This window comes from candidate division KSB1 bacterium, assembly GCA_034506335.1.
Lineage (GTDB): Bacteria > Zhuqueibacterota > Zhuqueibacteria > JANLFK01 > Oleimicrobiaceae > Oleimicrobium.
Genome location: JAPDPR010000059.1, coordinates 1 through 20,739, shown reverse-complemented (window position 1 = coordinate 20,739; position 20,739 = coordinate 1). Strand labels below are relative to the sequence as shown.

Annotated in this window: 15 protein-coding genes; 12 read left to right on the top strand and 3 right to left on the bottom strand. The window is 61.7% G+C overall.

Translation table 11 applies throughout. From position 1 onward, the window contains the following. From ONB25_13710 to ONB25_13695, 4 genes are all read left to right on the top strand, one after another. On the top strand, positions 1-1,599 hold a 1,599-nt coding region (locus ONB25_13710), incomplete at its 5' end, for a hypothetical protein (protein MDZ7393940.1). An 84-nt stretch (positions 1,600-1,683) separates the two neighbouring features. Beyond that, positions 1,684-2,796 (top strand): glycoside hydrolase, encoded by a 1,113-nt coding sequence (locus ONB25_13705; protein ID MDZ7393939.1) that lies wholly within the window; start codon positions 1,684-1,686, stop codon positions 2,794-2,796. 20 nt (positions 2,797-2,816) lie between these two features. Continuing rightward, positions 2,817-4,328, top strand: coding sequence for a sodium:solute symporter family protein (locus ONB25_13700; GenBank protein MDZ7393938.1), 1,512 nt, complete (start codon positions 2,817-2,819; stop codon positions 4,326-4,328). Further along, complete coding sequence (locus ONB25_13695) at positions 4,325-4,468, top strand: hypothetical protein (protein MDZ7393937.1); 144 nt, start codon at positions 4,325-4,327, stop codon at positions 4,466-4,468. The genes ONB25_13700 and ONB25_13695 overlap by 4 nt, the downstream gene beginning before the upstream one ends. A gap of 182 nt (positions 4,469-4,650) precedes the next feature. On the opposite strand, the gene ONB25_13690 is transcribed toward ONB25_13695, so the two are convergent. The 3 genes from ONB25_13690 to ONB25_13680 all read right to left on the bottom strand — a co-directional run bounded on the left by ONB25_13690 (position 4,651) and on the right by ONB25_13680 (position 8,390). After that, positions 4,651-5,553 carry a substrate-binding domain-containing protein gene (locus tag ONB25_13690; protein MDZ7393936.1) on the bottom strand — a complete coding sequence of 301 codons (903 nt, stop codon included), beginning with the start codon at positions 5,551-5,553 and terminating at the stop codon, positions 4,651-4,653. Positions 5,554-5,649: 96 nt separating this feature from the next. Beyond that, complete coding sequence (locus tag ONB25_13685; protein MDZ7393935.1) at positions 5,650-6,864, bottom strand: ABC transporter permease; 1,215 nt, start codon at positions 6,862-6,864, stop codon at positions 5,650-5,652. Further along, positions 6,861-8,390: a sugar ABC transporter ATP-binding protein gene (locus tag ONB25_13680; GenBank protein ID MDZ7393934.1), complete on the bottom strand. Its 1,530-nt coding sequence runs from the start codon at positions 8,388-8,390 to the stop codon at positions 6,861-6,863. Before ONB25_13680 ends, ONB25_13685 begins: the two co-directional genes overlap by 4 nt. Positions 8,391-8,663: 273 nt before the next feature. Here ONB25_13680 and ONB25_13675 point away from each other — a divergent pair, with 273 nt between their 5' ends. The 8 genes from ONB25_13675 to ONB25_13640 form a co-directional block, all read left to right on the top strand. Next, the gene (locus tag ONB25_13675) at positions 8,664-8,852 is read left to right on the top strand and encodes a YfhL family 4Fe-4S dicluster ferredoxin (GenBank protein ID MDZ7393933.1); all 189 of its coding nucleotides are present in this window, start codon (positions 8,664-8,666) and stop codon (positions 8,850-8,852) included. 180 nt (positions 8,853-9,032) lie between these two features. Beyond that, positions 9,033-10,886 carry a hypothetical protein gene (locus ONB25_13670; protein MDZ7393932.1) on the top strand — a complete coding sequence of 618 codons (1,854 nt, stop codon included), beginning with the start codon at positions 9,033-9,035 and terminating at the stop codon, positions 10,884-10,886. Between the two features lie 27 nt (positions 10,887-10,913). Then, entirely contained in the window at positions 10,914-13,049 is a 2,136-nt protein-coding gene (locus ONB25_13665) for an SMP-30/gluconolactonase/LRE family protein (GenBank protein MDZ7393931.1), read from the top strand. Next, the gene (locus tag ONB25_13660; GenBank protein ID MDZ7393930.1) at positions 13,050-14,057 is read left to right on the top strand and encodes a bifunctional oligoribonuclease/PAP phosphatase NrnA; all 1,008 of its coding nucleotides are present in this window, start codon (positions 13,050-13,052) and stop codon (positions 14,055-14,057) included. A 178-nt stretch (positions 14,058-14,235) separates the two neighbouring features. Then, positions 14,236-16,824: a GAF domain-containing protein gene (locus ONB25_13655; protein ID MDZ7393929.1), complete on the top strand. Its 2,589-nt coding sequence runs from the start codon at positions 14,236-14,238 to the stop codon at positions 16,822-16,824. 38 nt (positions 16,825-16,862) lie between these two features. Further along, complete coding sequence (locus tag ONB25_13650; protein ID MDZ7393928.1) at positions 16,863-18,695, top strand: PAS domain S-box protein; 1,833 nt, start codon at positions 16,863-16,865, stop codon at positions 18,693-18,695. Positions 18,696-18,841: 146 nt separating this feature from the next. Next, positions 18,842-19,810, top strand: a complete 969-nt coding sequence (locus tag ONB25_13645; GenBank protein ID MDZ7393927.1) for a polyprenyl synthetase family protein — start codon at positions 18,842-18,844, stop codon at positions 19,808-19,810. Positions 19,811-19,817: 7 nt separating this feature from the next. Continuing rightward, positions 19,818-20,739, top strand: a 922-nt coding sequence (locus tag ONB25_13640; GenBank protein MDZ7393926.1) for an FAD:protein FMN transferase, incomplete at its 3' end; no start/stop codon positions are given.

Genomic DNA, 20,739 nt, shown 5'->3' with positions numbered 1-20,739 from the left:
GTCGGCTGGATGAAGGAACACGGCTACGAAACCGTGGGCGACCAGATGTGCGTGGCAGGCACAAAGTACCATGGCCTGCTCAAGGAGCGCGTGCTAGATTTCGTGCGACAACACGGTATTGGCTACTTCAAGTGGGATGGTATTCAGTTCTCCTGTTCTGAACCGGACCATGGCCACCCAGTGGGCGTGTATTCGCGGCGGGCAGTCATGGAAGCGATGGCCGACCTCTGCCACTCGGTGCGCGCCGCCCGCCCGGACATTTTCTTGAACGTCACCTCCGGCACCTGGCTCAGTCCCTGGTGGCTCAAATATGTCAACACCATTTGGATGCAAGGGGCCGACTATGGCTATGCCGACGTACCCTCCATCAGCCGTAGGGACGCCGCCATCACCTACCGGGACCATGTACTCTACGAGGACTATGGGATCAACCGCTTCTGGTTCCCGATTGCCAACCTCATGACCCACGGTATCATCAAGGGGAATCTGCAGAAGCTGGGTGGTGAAGACGAGCCATTGGACAAGTTCACCAATGACGTCGTTCTCTACTTCGCCCGGGGGGTGACGATGTGGGAGCTGTACATTTCGCCAAACCTGCTCACCGAAGGGGAGTGGGATGCCCTGGCGAAATCCATAGCCTGGGCGCGGGATCGCTTCGACCTGCTGACGCATACGACGATGATCGGTGGACACCCGGGGAGGAGGGAGCCGTACGGTTACGCCCACTTTGCCGGCCAGCGCGGCATTGTCGCGGTGCGCAACCCGTGCGTGGAGCCGAAGAAAGTCACCATCCCTTTAGACCCGGGCATGGGCCTGGACAAGAACGCGGCGTCCTTGGTCGTTGAGCGAATCTATCCCACGCGGTACGTGATGCCGCAGCTCTACGCGGCAGGTGCCGTCCTCTCAGTGCCCCTGCAGGGGTACGAGACGGCCATCTTTGAAATCTATCCCTTGCCGCAGAGCTGCGAGCCGCTTGTCGCCGGGGTGACGTTCGAGGAGCTGCCGGCAGACCAAGGCTCTCGGCGACTGCGCCTCTTCGGTGAGGCACGGCATCCATGCCTGCTTAACCCCGAGGCAGTGGCGCCACAAAGCCTGGCAGAAGTGCTTGCCCAGGTTTCAGCCCTGTCGAATCCGGAGGCGCAGAGGGCACACCTCCAAGGCCTCGTGAGCTTTATGCGAGGCAAGGGCGAGGTGGAAGTCAGCCTCGATGTCCCCGCGGGACACGCAAAGGCAGAGTTGGCCGTCCTTTTCGAGCGGGAGCCTGGACCCGTCGATGAGCAGGGCGAGTGGTCGCTCCGCGTGCGGGCAGATGGCCAGGAGGTCCAGCCGGCTCTGGAAGGGAATCTTCGCAACTGGCTCTGGGCAAAGATTGACGTGCAGGCAGGCCACCACACGGTGAGGTATCGCCTCGCGGGTAAGGACAAGGCTTGGAAGGGGAACGTCGCCGTGTGGTTGATTCAGTGGCGGCGCCCGCCTGCCGTGGAGCTGACTATTCCTTTGAAAGTCGTGGCTTCTGCCGTACGACCATTGCCTCCCCAACCCTGGCCGTCGGGCGTGGTCGAGGAAATAGCCAAGCTGGGCGAGGTGAGAATCCAGTAGGAGAGTCGAACTCAGCGGCGCAACCCCTCTGATTCCTGTCGTGGTTCATCCGGGGGGCGCCACCCAAAGCCTGATGGGGTGCATATGAATGCTCACGCGGTCTTGATGTGTCTGGCGATGTCGGTTCCCTATCTGGCGCGCGGATCAGATTCCGCCTCGCGGTGGGTCCACCATCTTTGTGAACCCCTCGAGGTGAGCAAGAAGGGGCCTTATGTGCGCATGGCGGATGGAGCCTTGGCTACGGCGGACGACCAGGGGTTTGCCAAGAGCTACGACGAAGGAAGGACGTGGTCGGAGCCGCAGCCTGTGTGCGCAGGTTTGAACCCGGCCGAACCGGCTTCGTACTATCTGCTGCGCACCAGAAACGATGTCCTGGTGCTCGTCTACCTGAACTTTGAAGGACGTCGCTTTAGCTGGGACAGCGAACGCAACGAACCAGGTGAGTGCACGCTGGAAGTGTGGGCCATTAGGAGCCTTGATGGCGGGAAGACCTGGGTCGACAACCAGCGGCTGTTGGACGGGTACAACGCCAACTTCTTCGGACTGATCGAAACAAGCGCGGGCAGAATTGTGGTGCCACTCCAGCACCTCGTCCCTGACCCTGGGCGCCTGGTGGTCTGTTCCTTTTGGTCGGACGACGATGGGCTTACCTGGCATCGCAGCAACTGGATCGACCTCGGGGGACACGGCCACCACGACGGGGCGTTCGAGCCAACGGTTGCGGAGCTGCCGGACGGGCGGCTACTGATGCTTATTCGCACCAACTTGGACTGCTTCTGGCAGGCGATCTCGGAGGACGGTGGGCGGTACTGGAGGACGATTCAGCCCTCCGCCATAGATGCCAGCAGCGCCCCTGGGCACCTTCTTCGCCTGGCGAGCGGCCGATACGTGTTGGTGTGGAACCGGCTCAACCCAGAAGGGGGGGAGTGGCCAAAGACCAGACCTACACCGTTTCATTCCGAGTTCCCAGCCTCATGGCATCGGGAGGAGCTGAGCATAGCCTTCTCAGAGGACGGCTTCCACTGGTCAGAGCCGGTTGTCATTGCGCGCCAGCCTGGCGGCCAGCTCTCGTACCCGTATCTCTTTGAAGCTCAGCCTGGGGAAATCTGGGTCCTGGTCGGGTTTGCCATGCGCAAGCCTTGGCAGGACCCGTGGCCGTTGCGCCTCCGATTGCGCGAACGCGACTTTGCACGGTGAAACGAGACGGGAGATGCGGCATGGACCTGTACGCAACCAACTTCGCTACGGTAGACTGGGTAATTCTGTTGACCTACGTGTGCATTCCGGTGGTCATCGGGGTGCTGGTGCGCAAGTATGTGCGCGGCATCGGCGACTTTATCGTGGCCGGGCGCTCGCTTCGCTTGTGGCTGGCCATCGCAACGATGAGCGGCACGGAAATTGGCCTGGTAACGGTGATGTACAATGCTGAGCTCGGGTTCAAGCACGGCTTTTCTGCCTTTCACATCGCCGTGCTGGAATTCACCTGCATCCTGGCCATTGGCCTGACCGGCTTCATCGTCTATCGTCTGCGGCAAATGGAGGTGATGACCATCCCGGAGTTTTACGAGAAGCGCTTTGGCCGCAAGGTGCGCGTGCTCGGTGGCATCATCCTCGCGCTGGGTGGCATCCTGAACACCGGCCTGTTCCTCAAAGCTTCGGCTCGTTTCATGGTGGGCGTGGCAGGCTACAGTGACCCGGCAGGGCTCAAGATCATGATGACGGTGATGTTGCTCATGGTCTTGGTCTACACGGTCCTGGGCGGGATGGTCTCGGTGGTCATCAACGACTTTGTCCAGTTCGTCGTGCTTTCGGTGGGCATGCTCCTAGGGAGTTATTTCGTGCTGCACACGATAGGGTGGCGCACGCTGTTCCAGGCACCGGCTGGGGCGGGAGCCGATGCATGGTTCAATCCTTTGCACGAGGGTTCTGGGTTTGGCCCTCTTTACGTGGTATTCATGATGGTGCAACTCCTGGCTGCAGGCGCTCTGTGGCAGACAGGTACCCAGAGGGCCTTGGCAGCCAAGTCTCCGCGCGTGGCCAGGCAGCTGTATGCTTGTAGCTCTATCTCCTACGCCGCCCGACGCGTGATTCCCATGCTCTGGGGCATCGGCGCAGCGGTCTTCATGTCCAACGTGCCCCAGTTCCGCGCCGCCTTCCATGGCGACAGTGCATTGAGTAGCGAGTTGGGCATGCCCCTGTTTCTTGCCAAAGTGGTGCCCTCGGGCCTCATCGGGCTCCTAGCCGCAGGGATGTTCGCCGCGTTCATGTCCACGCAGGACAGCTACCTGTTAAGCTGGAGCGCGGTTGTTACCCAGGACATCATCGCCCCGCTGCGCAAACGAGAGCTCTCCGACCGGGCGCGACTCCTCATCACGCGCATCTGCATCGTTGCCGTGGGCCTGTTCCTTCTGGTCTGGGGCTTGTGGTTTGAGGCACCAGTTTCTCTGTGGAACTACATGGCTATCACGGGCACCATCTACCTAGCTGGGGCTTTCACCGTCATTGGCGCCGGTCTGTACTGGAAGCGCGCGAGCACCACAGGTGCCTACATCGCCCTATGTGCGGGGATGGTCGCGGTCCTTGGCATAGGCCCGTGGACTAAGGGGACCGACGTCCCCTGGTACCTCACCGACAGGTTCTTCGGCTTGTTGGCCTTCGTACTTGCGTTCGTTGGAATGGTGGTGGGCTCGTTGCTTTTCCCAGACAGGGCAAAGGAGGGTAGCCAATGAGCTGGATCGTGGTATGGAAGCTGGTCACAGTGCTCACCTTGATCTCGTTTGCCGTACTCGCGGCCATTGTGCTTGTCGGAGGCTCGCGGAACATTGCCCAGATGCTCAAAGATCTGCGCAGGTCAAGCGAGACGAACTAAGGGGGACCATGGAACACTGATCGCGGCCAATTAGCGTTCAGGGCCCACGGTTTCCACGACGCTCCATGCGTGTGGCCGCCTGGTGGGTATGAGGGGCATAGATCGGAAAAAACCACGCCCCCCTCGGTGCTGGCAGCGCATGGCCATTGGTGCGCAAGGCGTCGCGTGTGTGGACGGAAGTCCTATTGCGCAGCGGGAAGGAACTGGGCCACGTTTGCTTTAGTGATACGCGCCGTCGGTAACGTGATACGCTTGGGCACTTTCTCTCCCCTCAGCACCTTCAGCGCCACGCGCAACCCTTCCTCGCCAGGAGTGGGATAGAGGAACGTGCCGGCCAGAATGCCCTCTGCCACCCACTTGCACCCTTCTTCTGGAATGCCGTCAATGCCGATGAACTTGATCTGTTGAGCGCGCCCCGCATCCTGCGCTGCAAGATAGGCCCCAAAGGCCATCGGGTCGTTGTGGGCGTAGACCAGGTCAATCTTCGGGTGAGCTTTGAGGGCCGTCTCCATGATGTTGTAGGCGCGATCCTGCTTCCAGTCGCCGTCCTGGCGGCCGACCACCGTCTTGATGCCCGGCTCGTTATCGATGACGTGCTGAAACCCGGCGTGGCGCTCTTGGGCCGGGGTTGAGCCCATGCCGCCCCAGATCTCCACGATGTTACCTTTGGCCCTTCCTTTGCCCCCCAAAAGCTCCACCGCGTACTCCCCAGCCGCGCGACCGATCTCCATATTGTCGGCGCCAATGAAGCAGGTGTACTTGTCCGTATTTACGCCACGATCGAGGACGATCACGGGAATCCCGGCGTCATAGGCTTGGGCCACTACGTCTGTGAGCCCGGCCGATTCCTTTGGCGAAATGAGAATCGCGTCTACCCGTTGGCGGATAAAGTTCTCCATCTGGGCAACTTGATTGGCCGTCTTGTCCTGCGCATCGGCGATAATGAGTTTCACTTCCGGGTGTTTGGCCGCCTCGGCGCGCAGCCGAGCATTAAACAGCACGCGCCACGGCTCGGTGGTGGTGCATTGGGAAAAGGCGATGCGCCACCTCGCCTCCGGGCTCTTCTTGCCACAGCCCAGACCCATGGCGGCAACGAGCAAAGCGGCGGTGCCCGCTAAGACCAGATGACACGTGTGAAGACGTCGGTGCATGTCATGACCTCCTATGCAGAGCTTGGGATTTCATCTGTGTGCCGGACGATGGCCTCGGAAGAGATGGCGGAACCATTCCCCAAGGCGCCCCTCTTGCAGGAGCACGGCGGCGATGATGATCACGCCTTTGAAAACCAACTGCACGTTATAGTCCACATTGCGCAGCTGCAGGATGTTGTTCAAGAGACCGAAGATGAACACACCAACCAGCGTGCCGACTACCGAGCCGCGGCCTCCCATCAGACTTGTGCCGCCGATAACCACTGCGGCGATGGCGTCCAGCTCCATGCCCGTGCCGGCGTCGGGCTTGCCCTGCCGGTATTGCGCACAATAGAGCACGCCGGTGAGCCCTGCCAGCAGGCCGGAAATGGCATATGTCGCCGTCTTGATGCGCTCGACGTTGATGCCCGACAGTCTGGCCGCCTCCTCGTTGCCGCCAATGGCGTAGAGGTAACGACCAAACCGCAGGTTGCGCAGCGCGAAAGAGGCAATGGCCACACACAGCAGGAACACGAAGCCTGGTACCGGCAGTATGCCGCCAATGCGCGCCCGCAGGAGCTGGAAAGCGGGGGTGGCACCGTCCGGGCCGATGTAGACCTGGTACACGGAGTGGTCCTTGCCGGCGATGAGGCGCGCCGAACCAAGGGCTGCGATCATCATCGCCAACGTGACGATGAACGGCTGCAGCCTGCCTTTGGCGATGATCAGGCCACTCAAAGTGCCCAAGAGCAGGGTGACGCAGGGGACCGCCACAAGGACCGCCAGCACCGAAAATCCCGTACTGGTCTGCGGGGCGAGCCAGGCCACAGCGAGTCCGCCGGCGAGCAAGCCGGCCATAAGCGCCGTGACGACGCGTGCTGCGCGCCATTTGGTGGACAAACGCCAGACTGCGGCACCGGTAGCTGACCCCACTACCAGGGCGCAGGTGGGGACTGTGACATAGGCCGCGGTCGACCACCCGCGCAGCGTGAGCAGCATCGCTGTGAGCGTGGAGCCCAGCGCCATCACCGTCCCTACCGAGAGGTCGATCCCGGCGATGAGAATGACCATCGTCATTCCCACAGCCAAGATACCGTTGTTGGAGACCTGGCGAAGGACGTCGGCTAGGTTGTCCGGGCTCAAAAAGACGTTGGTGCCATCCGCAGCCACCGGTGAGACAGCGATGCCCACGGCAAGGAGCGCCGCAAGCCCTAGGTAGAGCTTGAGTCGTCCCACCAGCCCTAGCAGTTGCTGTTTCCTGCTCACGCGGTCACCTCCTGCGGGAGTGCATGCGGCGAGGCCGCCTCTAAGATGCGTTCTTGCGTTGCCTCTCTGCGCTCGAACACGGCGCTCACACTCCCTTGCCGGAGCACCATGATGCGGTCGGCCAGGGAAAGGAGTTCGGGCAACTCCGAGCTTGCAACAATCATCGCCATCCCTTGCGCGGCCAGGGCGGCAAACAGCTCATAGAGCTCGGCCTTGGCGCCCACATCGATGCCCCGTGTGGGTTCATCCAAAAGCAACACGCGCGGGGAGGTGGCCAGGCATTTGCCCGCTACCACCTTTTGCTGGTTGCCACCGCTGAGTGTCTCCACCGGCTGGTGCAGGCCGCTGGCTTTTATGCCCAGGCGCTGCACAAGGCTCTGCCCCAGATGACGCTCCTGGCGCCGCGAAATCAGGAAAGCCCTCAGCAGCTTGTCCACCGTGGCCAGCGTGAGGTTGTGGCAGGTGGACATGGGCAGGACTAACCCCGAGCGCCGGCGGTCCTCCGGCAAGAGCGCGACTCCATGACGCAGTGCCTGCCGTGGGGAGTGGAATACCACCGGTTTGCCGTGAAGTAGCACCTTACCGCTCGTGCGCAGCGGATGCAACCCAAACAGGCACTCCAGCAGCTCCGTCTTGCCAGAGCCCAGCAGCCCTGTCACGCCAAGAATCTCACCTTCACGCACCTCGAGGTCAATGCCTGAGAGCAGCGGGGATGACCCTGGTGTTTCCGCGGCCAATGAGAGCCCCCGCACTTGCAGCACTGTCTTTTGCCGACGCTGAGGACGATTGGCCTGAACAGCAGCCAGCTCGCGCCCCACCATCATTTTGATGACTTCACTGCGCGAGGTCTCAGCGGTAGGAACGCTCCCTACGAGCTGACCATCGCGAAGGACCGAAATCCGGTCCGCGATTTGAAAAACCTCAGCCAGGCGGTGGGAGATGTAGACGATGGCGATGCCTCGCTGCTTGAGACCAACGAGCACTTCAAACAGGGCGCCAGTTTCGGCCTGGGAGAGTGCCGAGGTGGGTTCGTCCATGATGAGCACGCGCGCGGCCCGTGTTACCGCCCGCGCGATTTCCACTAGCTGCTGCTGGCCGATGCGCAGCTGCCGGACCACCTGGCCGGGTGAGATGGCGATGCGCAGCTCTGCTAGAATATGCGCTGCTCGCTCTTCCATGCGCCTCTGGTCGATGAGCCCGAGTCGATACACTGGTTCTTGTCCCAGGAAGATGTTTTCGGCCACGCTCAGCTCGGGCACAAGGGTTAGCTCTTGGTAGATGATACCGATTCCTGCTTCTTGTGCCTGGCGGGGATTATGGAAAAAGACGGCCTTTCCGTCGAGGAGGATAGTGCCCGAATCTGGCATGAGGGCGCCGCTGAGGATCTTCATGAGCGTTGACTTGCCGGCGCCGTTTTCGCCCACCACCGCGTGCACCTCGCCCGCGTTCACCGCGAGGCTGACGTCCTTGAGCGCCCGCACGCCAGGGAATGACTTGCTGATGTTGACCGCAGCGAGCAGGGGCATGGGAGTTTCCTTAGAGAAAAGCCCGGCTAGCAAGGTGCGTGCAATATATGATTTTCTCGCCTGAAATGCAAGTGCGAACAGCGAGCGATGCCATGTGAGCTCTGCGGTTTGGAGCTTCCCGGAATTTCCTCTTGACGTGGGTGGTTTTTATTGGTATATTTAGCGTCCCCGAACCGGGCTCTGAAGCCGGGAGGACCTCGCAACGTGGCGCCGCATCGCACCAGACGCCACAGAGGAACAGGAGAGGGTATCACGAACTAGGAGGGTATCACCATGGCCATGAAGATTACCGAGGAGTGCATCAGCTGTGGCGCCTGTGAGCCAGAATGCCCGGTGAGCGCCATCAGCGAGGGCGACGAGATTTACGTGATTGATCCTGCCGTGTGCGTGGAATGCAAAGGGCACTACGACAGCCCCCGTTGCGTGGAGGTCTGCCCAGTCGACTGTATCGTGAAAGCATAGCCGGCTGCCCTGTTTGCCTGAATGCGGCATGCAGGCCGCACGGAACCCCAAATGTGCGCGTCCAGTAGGGTTCCGAGCAAAGGTGTCAGAGTTATGCGCATGGGTAGCGTTGCCTCGAGGCATGGCACTCACCGCACCAGAGGCGCTACCCATTTGTTTTTTCCGGATCGGAGAGTCCTGATGCGAGTGTTGTCGGTTCGTTCCCCAATCTCCATTGTCATGCTGAGCGCTATGGTAGCTGCCTGCGCCGTGCGCGCCCAGTCCCCTGGGTTCCTTCATCTTGAGCAGGTGAAGCCAGGGATGAGAGGCGTAGGCAAGACCGTGTTCTGTGGCAGCCAGGTGGAAGAATTCGGTGTCGAGGTTGTCGATGTGATCCGCAACTACTACCCGCAACAGGACCTGATCCTGGTTCGCTTACACGGCGAACGCATTGACTACACCGGCGTGGTGGCCGGCATGAGCGGTAGTCCGGTCTACCTGGAGGGGAAGCTGGCGGGCGCGCTGGCACTGCGGGTGGGGTCTTTCACCAAGGAGGCCCTGGCCGGAGTCACACCGATTGACCAAATGCTGTCGGTCATCGGCAAGGAGAAAGATCGCCGGCTGGAAGAGGTAAAACTTGGGAGTGCTTGGAACCCGTACCTTGAGTTGGCGCTCGGCCTGCGTGACGAAACTGAGGCGGCAGACCTGTGGCAGCGGGTGGCAGCTGCACCTGCTGCCGGCAACGCCATTCCTGTGCCGGTCGCCTTTTCAGGGTTTCGCCGCGAGGTGGTGGACTATGCGCGTGAACCTTTAGGGCGCTGGGGCTTTGTGGCTGTGCAAGGGGGCATGGGAACCGCCGCTGATGCCGATGGCCCGGTGGCCCTGCAACCTGGTGACGCGATCTCCCAGGTGCTCATCGACGGCGACATGGGCATCGACGTGGCGGGCACAGTCACCTGGTGCCATGGCGACACGGTGCTTGCCTTTGGGCATCAGGTGTTCGGAGTGGGAGCAGTGCGCCTGCCCATGGGCGAGGCACGCGTGGTTACCACCGTCCCCAGCCTCATGGGCTCCGACAAGGTCACCATGCTGTCGCGCATCATCGGCACCATTCGCCAGGACCGCCAATCCGGGCTCCTGGGGATCGTGGGTGAAGAGCCGCCGATGGTGCCGGTCCATATTCGCTATCGTAGCCTCAACGGTCTCACTCAGGAGTACAAATTCCGGGTGGCGGTGGCGCAGCAACTCGACACGGTGATCCCTTTTTACCTCCGCATCGCGCTCCTCAACGCTTTGCTCACCAGCCGCCTGGGTGGGGGCGACGTCAGCCTGCGAACGGAGGGCCACGTTTTGCTTGCCGACGGCCAAAAGGTCTCGCTGGACAACTTTTTCACCGGCACGAGGACGGCAGGCTTTTTCTCGCCAAGCAGCGATGCCGTCAAGGCGGCAGATGAGCTGACGGGCGTGTTGGCCGCGCTCATGGTGAACGATTTCCGGGAACCAAAGATTGAGAGGGTGGAGGTCCAATTTAACGAGTGCGCTGGATTCGCCTCGGCAGAGATTGCCGCGACCTGGTGCGACAGGACGGAGGTTGAGCCTGGTGACACGGTGATGCTAGCCATAGAGTTGCGGCCGTTCCAAGGCGAGCGTCCTGTCCGCGTCGTACGTCGGATGACAATTCCCAAAACAGTTACCTCCGGTTCTCTCGCTATTGTGCTTGGCGGGGCGCGAGAGGTTGAAGCCAGCGAACGGCGCCGAAATCCGGCGCGTTATCAGCCCGCGAGTTTCGCGCATCTTTTGTCCCTATTGAACAGCCGGCGCCGCAACGATATGCTCTACGTGCAGCTGGTCTCCCAAGACGTAGGGGCGATGATGGGCGGTGCGCCCATGCCCAATCTGCCCCTCTCAATACTCACCGTGCTCGACTCGCGTCGGATGGCCCAGGGAGGCCTGCTTGTGGGCAGCGTGCTGCATGAGGAAGCAGTCCCCGTTGGGATGGTGGTGAACGGCGGCCGCACTCTCAGGGTACACGTCAGAGGGCGTGCCCGACCTTAGGCTGCCAAGGCACAGAGGTACCGACTGATGCGACGATTGTGCGCGCTGTTGCTCTTTGTTTTTGCAAACGTGGGGTGGACAGCAACTACCAGGTTCGCGGAGTTCTCCACCTATTCCTCGTTGGAAAAGGGGCGCGTGGTAGGTGTGGCGTTGAGTCCCCGGGGTGAATTGACCCTGGCCCCATCGATCAAGATGTTGGCCGAAACCGGCGAACCGCTCATCTGGGCGATGGTGGCCGATGGGCAGGGGAACCTCTACGTGGGGACCGGCAATGAGGGCAAGGTCTTTCGCATCGGGCCAAACGGATCATCGTCTTTGGTATTTGACGCGGAAGAACCAGAAGTCTATGCCCTGGCATTAGCTCGCGATGGTACTCTCTATGTAGCCCCCTCGCCAGGTGGCACAATTGTCCTCATCTCACCTGGGGCTAAGGAGAGGGTGTTGGCCACGTTGCCGTGTACGTACATCTGGGCTTTGGTAGTCGATGACCGCGGAGCCTTGTATGCAGCCACCGGGGAAAAAGCGGGGGTATGGCGCATCGCGCGCTCGGGCGCCGCGGAGCTTCTCTTTGCGCCGGGCGAGGCGCACATTCGCAGCCTTGTGCGTAGCTCTGACGGCACGTTACTGGCTGGGTCGAGCAAGAGCGGCTACCTTTATCGCGTCGGGACAGATGGCGGGGCCTTCACGCTTTACGACTCGCCGGCGGAAGAGCTGCTTGCCCTCACCCTCGGCCCGGAGGGATGGGTGTATGCCGCGGGGGTCAAGCAGGCAAGGCAGCAGGCCGGTGAAGAGGAAGAGAACGGTCCTGCCAGTATTGAAGAGGATGCGGAAGACATGGAAGATGTGGTCTTGCCGCCTGCCCGCATCGCTTCCGCAGGGATGGGGAGGGCCGCCGAAGGGGCCGTCTATGCCGTGGACAAGGAAGGGAACGCCTGGGAGGTGTGGCGGTCGGAACGAGAGTCAGTCCATGCGCTGGCGTGGGGTTTGGACGGACGGCTGGTGGCAGGGACGGGAGACAAGGGCCGACTGCTTGCCTTGAAGCTGGGCGAACAGGCCGCAATCGTCGCTGAAGTGCAGGGCGCCCAGGTCACTGCCCTGGTGCGCGGTGTGGACAATGCGCTTTACGCAGCAACCTCTAACCCCGGGCGCGTCTTCCGCATCGGCCCTGGGTACGAAACGATAGGCACGTATGAGTCTGAAGTCATAGACGCGCGTGTTGTGGCACAGTGGGGGCGGGTCCGCTGGAAGCAGAGGGGCCTCCGCGGCGGGGTGAGATTCTTTACCCGCAGCGGCAATACCAGCGAGCCAGATGAGACCTGGAGCCCGTGGTCAGAGGCATATCGGGATAACGAAGGGGAGCAGATTGCGAGCCCGCCCGCGCGATTCTTGCAATGGAAGGCGGAGTTGCGCGGAGATGGAGACAGCACTCCGGTGGTGAGCGGGGTCACCATCGCTTATCGGCAGAAAAACCTGCCTCCAGAGGTCACCAACCTTGTGGTTTTGCCTCCAGGAGAATACTATCCCCCACCGCGCGAGTCGCGAGGCGAGGGGGAGGCAGACGAGACTGACGTCTCCCCGCGAGGTGTCCGTAGCCCTCGTCAGTTGGGCAAAAGCGAAAAGAAACCGGGGTGGCGGGCGGCAAGCTGGCGATTCTCTGACCCAAATGAGGACTATCTCCTTTTCGACCTCCTTTACCGCCGCATCGGGACGAAGAGCTGGCGAACGCTGACGAGTGGCCTGGACAACAACTACTATTCTTGGGACAGCCGGTTGATGCCAGACGGCGAGTATGAACTGCGCGTTGACGCCACCGATGCCCCATCGAATACGACCGATGAGGCGCTCACCGGCACCCGCCTGTCCATGCCGTTTGTGGTCGACAACACCGCCCCGGAGGTGCCTGTGCTCCGCTGGGATCGCTCTGCAAAGAGGGTTGTCGTCGAGGTGCGGGACAAGTGGAGCAGGCTGGAGCGGGTCGAATACGCTCTGGACGCTGGACAATGGGAGTTGCTGCACCCCACCGACGGGGTGCTGGATTCGCGCTTTGAGGCCTTTGAATTGCCATTGGAGGTAGCACGCGGGCAAGAACGCGAGCTGGCGATTCGCGCCACCGACGTGGTGGGTAATGTTGGGTTTGGGTATCTGACGGTGAAGGGTGAATAGGTGAGAAGGGATTGGCAGAAGGTAATCGACTTCATCGCCACTCGTGATGAGTTCATCGTTACTTCGCATGTGAGCCCTGATGGCGACGCCATCGGTTCGGAGGTGGGGCTGGCCGCGGTCCTGTCGCTGCGAGGTAAACGTAGCTCCATTGTGAATGTGAGTCCCACGCCGGGTCACTACCGCTTCTTGGACCCAGACGGCACCATCGCGCAGTACGACCCCAGCCAACATCTTGAGCTCTTTCGCCGGGCTGGCGGGGTGTTTATTCTCGACATCAGTGACTGGGCTCGGCTGCGGGAGGTGGGTAAGGTCATCAAGGAATTCGATCTTCCTCGCGTCTGCATCGACCACCACAAGCAGACCGACTCGATGGCGGAGGTGGAGGTGATTGACTCCTCGGCTTCGTGCACCGGTGAGCTCATTTTTGACCTCTGCCGGGCGATGGGAGTCACACCGCAGGGGCGACTGGCCGAGTCACTCTACACGTGCCTGCTTACCGATACGGGCTCGTTCCGCTTTGCGAATACCACGCCGGAAGTGCACCGCATAGTTGCGCAACTTGTGGAAGCGGGTGTAGACATTGGACGCGTCTACGAACAGGTATACGAGAGCAGTTCCCCGGCTAAGGTGCGGCTCATGGGTGAAGTGTTGCGCTCGCTGAGCTTTGAGTGTGAAGGGGCTCTGGCCTGGTTCGCGTTGACGCGCCAGGTCTTGGAGCAGAGTGGCGTAAAGACATGGGAGCTGGAGAATTTTCCGGAACTGCCGCGCATGGTTGCGGGCGTCGAGGTAAGCCTCTCGCTTACGGAGCTGAACAATGGCCGCACCAAAATTAGCCTCCGGTCCAAGGGGCGAATACCGGTGATTGGCATCGCTACCGCCTTGGGTGGGGGAGGACACACTTTCGCGGCAGGGGCGGTGGTGCCAGGAACCATAGACGAAGTACTGGAGAAAGTCCTTGGCGAGGCGCGACGGGCCGTGGAAACCTATCGGCAGCAGAGGGCGGAATAGACAAAGGCCTCACGCGAGCGAGTGTCAGGACTCTGCGGCAATGCGGCCGGTTCGATGCTCGGCGGGGTGACACAACGTCGCACAAATCGCGCGTGCGGAGGGGACAAACGGTACGCCGGTTCGCCAGGTGGACTGCCCGGCAGGCTGGTTGGTGGTAGTGCGGTGAGGAGGTCAGGGGATGAACCAAGACCGAGGCAAAGACAGAGCGGCGGCGCTGCATGCTCTGGTTGACGCAGTGGCCAGGGGGGACCTTGTGGAGGTCGGACAGCTGGCGCGACAGGCCGCTGAGTCCGCGCTCAATTGCCACCAGGCCGTTATCCTCCGATACGACCCCGAGCGGCAATGGTTTGTGACAACTTCGATCCTGAACCAGGGCACGCGCTATGCGTATCCGGAGACGACCGTTCCCCTTGCAGAGTGCTCTTGGAAAGAGGTCTTGGCGACGCACGCCATGCTCACCGTGCGGGCCACCGAGGTTCATTCGCCATCTGAACGAACGCTCCTTGGCGACCGCGATGTGGTCGCCTTTGTCTTTCCGGTCCACTGGGGCACGGAGTCACTGGGTGTCATTTACGCCACGTCTGAGCAGGAGAGAGAACCGGAAGAGTACGAACGCGCCGCCGTGGAGGAGGTGGCAACCCTCGTAGCTTTGGCGCTGGAAAGGGCGCGGATTAGCGCCATCGCCGCAGAGGCAGAACAGGCGTCCCGCCAGTGGCGCCAGCGCTACACCCATCTTTTCGCGCACGTGGAGCAGCCGGTGATGGTGGCCGACCTGGCTGCCGATCTGGTCTATGAGGCAAACCCGGCCATGGCACAACTGCTGGGATACGCTGAGGAAGAGCTGCACGCCATGCGCCTTTCCGCGCTGTTTTGGGCCGGGGAAATGCCCGACTGGCGCACGCTCCTGGCTCATGGCTCGGCTTCGACCTCATGCAGATTGCGGCTTAGTAGTGGCGAGCCGAAGCAGGTGAGGATCGAAGCGGCGTCACTTGGGGACCGCGGGGAAGGCCGGTGCCTGTTGATCGCTCACACCGGAGGAGAGGCCGCTGCAAGGGAGGAGCCAGCCCCGGCGCTCCCTGAAATGGCCAATCTCATAAGTGCCCTTGACGAGTCGGGGGAGATAGAGGCGAGCGTCCAGTCTCTTTTTGACTGGCTCGGGAGCGCACTGGGAGCAGCCTTCGGTACCTTGCATGTGGTGCCCGCCCAAGGCCAGGAACTGGAAACGAAGATTATGCGCACCTTTGCGTCCAAGCAGGAGCTTTCGCCGAACGTAGCTTCTGCGCTTGCCCAAGGTCCCTACCATCGGGTTTTGGAGCTGGGCACGGTGGTTGAATGTCCGTCGGTCGCCGCGTCCGGGGACTTTGCGGAGTTGAGACCCGTAGCCGAGCGCGCAGGGTACGATGCGTTCCTCGCGGCACCGCTCACCGTGGCCCAGCGGCGCGTGGGGGTTTTGACCTGCTTCTTTCCGCACGCGCGATCATTTGCCACCGAGCACAAGGAACTCTTTGCCCTCGGAGCGCGGCTTCTGGGGTTCTTGGTCACCTGGGCGGAGCATCAGCGGCGGTTGGAACGGATGGCCTCGGGAGCGCAGACCGTGCTCGACATCGTGGCCGGCCTGCCTGCGCTCCGTTCGGCAGAAAAAATAGCGACCCACGTGGCCGGGCGGTTACAGGGGAAAATTCCGTTTGACTTGTTTAGCATTACCCTCTTTGAACAAGAAGGTGCGCAGGCACGCGCGCTCTGCCTCGCCTCGCCGGCATTGAGCGAGCTGGTCGCGCAAATGTATCGCTGGGAGGCAGTGGCCGATAGCGAACTCGGCTGGCTGCGACCATACCCAGAATTTGAAGGGAGCCGCGCGCAGCTTGCACTCGCGGACAGACTCGGTTCGCGGATCAGCGTGCTCCTCTTGGCCAGAGGAGCCTACATCGGCAACCTGTCTCTGGGCGCCCTGGGCGAAGAAGCGTTCAGCCGCGAGGACGTGGGGTTGTTGCGCATGCTCGCGCCATCGGTGGCGGAGGCACTTGCCGCCAGCGGCGAGCAGAGCGGAGCGGCACCGCAACAAGATGCCAGGTCGCAACCGGAACAAGAGATACTGGGTACGCCCGGACAGACGCCGCCAGAGAAGTCTTTCGATCCTGTAGCCATTGGTGCCGAGCTCAGGCTGGCAATTGAAGAGTTGGAACAGCATTTGGGGCTGCGTGGTTCCGGAGACGAACCTCTGGCTGCCCAGTGGCAGACGGTGCGGAAGGGAGTGGAAAGGCTTCTTTCCGCTCTCGAAGGGCCCGGTGATAAGCAAGGTGCACCGGGCGATGAGGAAGTGCCGCAGCCCGTCTCGGTCTCCAGGCTCATCAATGAGGTGACCGTCGAGCTGCATCGCGCTGGGCGGTTGCGTGGGGTGCAGCTGATGGTGATTCCGGGTCCCGCACTAGAGATCATGACCCGCCCACGGCTCATGGCACGCGCGTTGAAAGAACTCCTGGAGGCCACGCTCGCCATGGCAGCAAGTACCCACCAACCACGCGTGGAAGTAGGCTATCGAGAACAGCTGCTCAACAAGTTCATCTACCTGCGCTACTCCGGACCGGTACTCGACTTGTCTGGTACGCGCGCCGGGGAGGAACGATGGCGGGCGGCAAGCGAGCGCGCACAGGCGGCCCAGCACCTGGTCATGCAGTGCGGCGGCAAGCTCACGGCACGCCCTTTGTCGACCGGCGAGGCGGAACTGCTGATCAGCTTCGCGAAGGCGGCGGCTGTGGGAGATGGGTAGGCTCACGGGGGAGGTGCAGAAAAGAGGGGAAGGAATAGGTGAAAAGAGACTCCAAGGCGAAAATACTCCTTGTTGAAGATGATCAGGCGCAGGCGCGCCTGATGATGCTGGCCATCGCCCGCGGCCAACCGGATTGTCACGTCGACCAGGCGGCAAACGGCAGCGAGGCGCTGGAGATGCTGCGGCGCGAGCAGTACGAGGCCCTCGTACTTGATTACAATCTGCCGCTGATGGACGGCCTGGCGCTCATGCAGGCCATGCAGCGCGAGAAGATCAATGTTCCGGTGGTAATGACCACAGGCGAGGGAAGCGAGGAAGTAGCCGTCGAGGCCATGAAGCGCGGGGCCTACGACTACCTCATCAAACGCCCCGGCTATCTGGAAGTGTTACCGCGGGTCGTAGCGAAGGCCATTGAGCGACACCGGCTGGAGAGCGAACTACGGCGCACCGAGCTCAAGTACCGCACCCTGGTAGCCATGGCCTCAGACGCCATTTTTGTCGAGGACTTGGAGAGCGGCAAGCTGGTGGAGGTCAATGCGCGGGCCGAAGAGCTCACCGGGCGGAGCCGCAGGGAATTGCTCGCCACCACCATGGCAGTCCTCTATCCGCCGGAAGAACAGGCCAAAGTGGAAAAGCTGCGCGCCCAGGCGCTGCAGGGCAAGATCGCCGTGCTTGATGAGCTCCGCCTCTGCCATGCGGACGGACACGAGGTGTTCGCTGAGGTGAGCAGCAGTGTAGTGGACCTTGGCGACAAGCGGGTGCTGCAGACCATCGTGCGCGACGTCACGCAAAGACGGCGCTTGGAGCAGCAGATTCTCCTCAGCAAACAGCGGCTGCAGGCCGCATTCGACGGAATCCAGGACATGATCGCAGTGGTGGACACTCGGCATACTATCATTATGGCCAACCGCCATTTGGCCCAGCGCTGCCAGGTGGCCCCAAGCGAACTTGTGGGCAGACGCTGCTACGAGGCCATTTTCCGGCGCAGTTCGCCCTGCGAAGAGTGTCATGTGCCAAAAGTTCTTTCCCAGGGGCAGCAGCACTTTGAAGAACGCGAGACAGAAGGTGCCATCTTCCAACTGTGGTGTTACCCGATGCCTGGTCTGGACGGCCGGCCAGAGTTAGTGGTCGAGCACGTCAAAGAGGTGACCGAGCAGAAGCGCATGGAGCAGCACCTCATCCAGTCAGAAAAGCTGGCCACCGTGGGCATGCTCTCCTCAGGCATCGCGCACGAGTTGCGGAACCCGCTGAGCATCATCGAGTCGGCCCGCTATTACTTGCAGGAGACCCTCGGCGAGGTCGACGGCGAGGTCCGCGACAAGTTAGAGATGATCCAGCGCAACGTGCGGCGCGCGGCCGCCATCATCAACAACTTGCTGGAGTTTTCCCGACGCTCTGAGCATGAGCGGGAAATGATCGATGTGCAGAGGGTCATCGATGCTACTCTCCTTCTGCTGGAGAAGGAGCTTGCCTCGCGGCACATCAGGGTGGTGCGGGAGGAGGCACATTTGCCACGCGTCTGCTTCAACGTTGATTCGCTGAAACAAGTCTTTCTTAACCTCATACTCAACGCCGTACAGGCCATGCCTGAAGGTGGGGTGCTCGGCATAACTTCCCGTCTCACTCCAGACGGCCAACGCGTGGAGGTGGATATTAGCGACACCGGCTGTGGCATCGCGCCTGAGCAGCTGAAGCATCTTTTTGCCCCCTTCTACACCACAAAACGGGTTGGGGAAGGAACGGGTCTTGGGCTGTACATCTCCCGCTCAATCATGCGCCGCTATGGGGGGGACATTGCCGTGCAGAGCGAGGTGGGGCAGGGGAGCACCTTCACCGTGCAGATCCCCGTGGAGGGCTCCGCCAGTGGCTAGGTCGCAGGAACCCCCTTTTCACCCAAAGGCGTCAATAGAATGTAGCCAGCGGCGCAGAGCCACCCGACAAATGGGTTGATAGTCATCTGGTTTTTTGCTACATTCCCGCATGCAAACGGTAGACAGTGGCCGCAGTAGAGTCACCAGTGACACGTCATGCCTTTTGTCAGCCCATCGCGGCTGAACTGGACCTTTTTGAGAAAGAATTCGGGGCGGCGCTCGCCTCCGATGTTGGTTTGATCAACGACGTGGCCGTGCATCTGGTCATGCATCGAGGCAAGCGTTTGCGCCCTATATTGGTCTTGCTCGCATGCGGGCTCCATGGCGCAGCGCCGCGAAAGGCCTTGACCAAGGCCGTGGCGGTGGAGCTGTTGCACACCGCCACATTGGTGCACGACGACGTGGTGGATGCCTCACTGCTGCGGCGGGGGGCCCCAACGGTCAATGGGCTCTGGAGCAATCGCATCTCCATTCTCATGGGCGACCTATTGTTTTCTCGCGCGCTCGCATTGTTACTGGAGGGGGAGGATTTGCGGGCGCTGCGGCTGATTTCCGAGGCGACCTTCCGCATGAGCCGCGGCGAGCTGCTGCAAGAAGAGCACGGCAGCGATGCACGCCTCACGGAGGAGAACTACTTCCGCATCGTCTCGGACAAGACCGCCGCCCTCTTGTCGGCCTGCTGTCGATTAGGCGCATTGGCAGCAGGGGGGGACGAGCCGCAGCTGGAGGCCATGGCCCGGTTTGGCGAGCATCTGGGCGTGGCCTTCCAGATCCGCGATGATGTCCTGGACTATGTTGGGGAGGAGGCTACCTTAGGCAAGCCCATTGGCAGCGACATTCTCAACAACAAGGTGACCCTGCCCCTGATCCACGCCCTGCGCAGCGCTGCTCCAGAGGAGGCGGAGGAGGTCTTGGCCCACTTCAACTCGGGAGACCGGGGCAGAGTGGAGGCTGTCCTTGCTTTTGTGAAGCGACACGGGGGGCTGGACTACGCGGACCAGCAGGCTGACCGCTATCTCAGTGCTGCCCGTTCAACCCTGGAAGAATACCCGGACACGCCCTACAAACGCGCATTGATGGAGCTGTTAGAGTATGTGGGCAGGCGGCGCAAGTAGTCGACGCATGGGCTGGCGTTGTTTGTGGCTCATTGCCGGGGTCGTCGCGCTCGTCGTGCTTTCTTGCGCGCGGCTCGAACCGGTGCAGGAGACGCGCGTGCTCATGGATACCTTTGCCACCGTCACCGTGTACGACCGCGACAAGGACCGTCAGACCGTGCAGGCCGCCATCGACGCTGCGTTTGCCGGGATGTTGGAGGTGGAACTACTCACGAGCTGCTACCGTGACAGCAGCGAGGTGAGCAAGATCAATCGCGCTGCGCCGCGACCGATCAAGGTGAGCCCGCTCGTTTTTGCGTGCCTTCAGGAGGCACAGCGGGTGGCTGCCCTTTCCGGAGGAGCCTTTGATGTTACCGTGGGCCCGCTCATGCGCTTATGGGACTTTCTCAGCGACCACCCCCGCGTCCCGGACTCTGCGGCGGTGACCGCGCTCCTCCCTTTGGTCGGTTACCGCAACGTCCATCTCGACGATGGGCAGGTGTGGCTCGAACGGGCCGGGATGGCCCTGGACCTGGGTGGCATCGCTAAGGGCCTGGCAGTCGACGTGGCCATCGACTCGCTCCGCGCTCACGGCATCACTGACGCCATGGTGGACGCGCGCAGCAATCTCCGTACGCTCGTGAGCAGGCTGACTGCCGGAAAGCGCCATATCTGGATCCGCCATCCACGGGCCAATGACAAGCTGTTTGCGCGCTTTCCCATGGACGAGGGGTGCGTGGCTACCTCCGGGGACTATGAGCGCTTCTTCATAAACGACTCTGTTCGCTACCACCACATCATTGACCCGCACACCGGCTGGCCCGCGCGTCCGTGCGCGAGCGTCACGGTGGTAGCCAATTCCGCCATGGAAGCCGATGCGCTTTCCACGGCCATCTTTGTATTGGGACCGGAAAAGGGCCTGGCCCTTGCAGAGCGTTTGCCAGGGGTGG

What these genes read in the sequence shown, in the direction of transcription:
- ONB25_13705 (MDZ7393939.1), top strand. Translation starts at nt 1,684, where the DNA reads ATGAATGCTCACGCGGTCTTGATGTGTCTGGCGATGTCGGTTCCCTAT.
- ONB25_13700 (MDZ7393938.1), top strand. Translation starts at nt 2,817, where the DNA reads ATGGACCTGTACGCAACCAACTTCGCTACGGTAGACTGGGTAATTCTG.
- ONB25_13695 (MDZ7393937.1), top strand. Translation starts at nt 4,325, where the DNA reads ATGAGCTGGATCGTGGTATGGAAGCTGGTCACAGTGCTCACCTTGATC.
- ONB25_13690 (MDZ7393936.1), bottom strand. Translation starts at nt 5,553, where the DNA reads ATGGGTCTGGGCTGTGGCAAGAAGAGCCCGGAGGCGAGGTGGCGCATC.
- ONB25_13680 (MDZ7393934.1), bottom strand. Translation starts at nt 8,390, where the DNA reads ATGCCCCTGCTCGCTGCGGTCAACATCAGCAAGTCATTCCCTGGCGTG.
- ONB25_13675 (MDZ7393933.1), top strand. Translation starts at nt 8,664, where the DNA reads ATGGCCATGAAGATTACCGAGGAGTGCATCAGCTGTGGCGCCTGTGAG.
- ONB25_13670 (MDZ7393932.1), top strand. Translation starts at nt 9,033, where the DNA reads ATGCGAGTGTTGTCGGTTCGTTCCCCAATCTCCATTGTCATGCTGAGC.
- ONB25_13665 (MDZ7393931.1), top strand. Translation starts at nt 10,914, where the DNA reads ATGCGACGATTGTGCGCGCTGTTGCTCTTTGTTTTTGCAAACGTGGGG.
- ONB25_13655 (MDZ7393929.1), top strand. Translation starts at nt 14,236, where the DNA reads ATGAACCAAGACCGAGGCAAAGACAGAGCGGCGGCGCTGCATGCTCTG.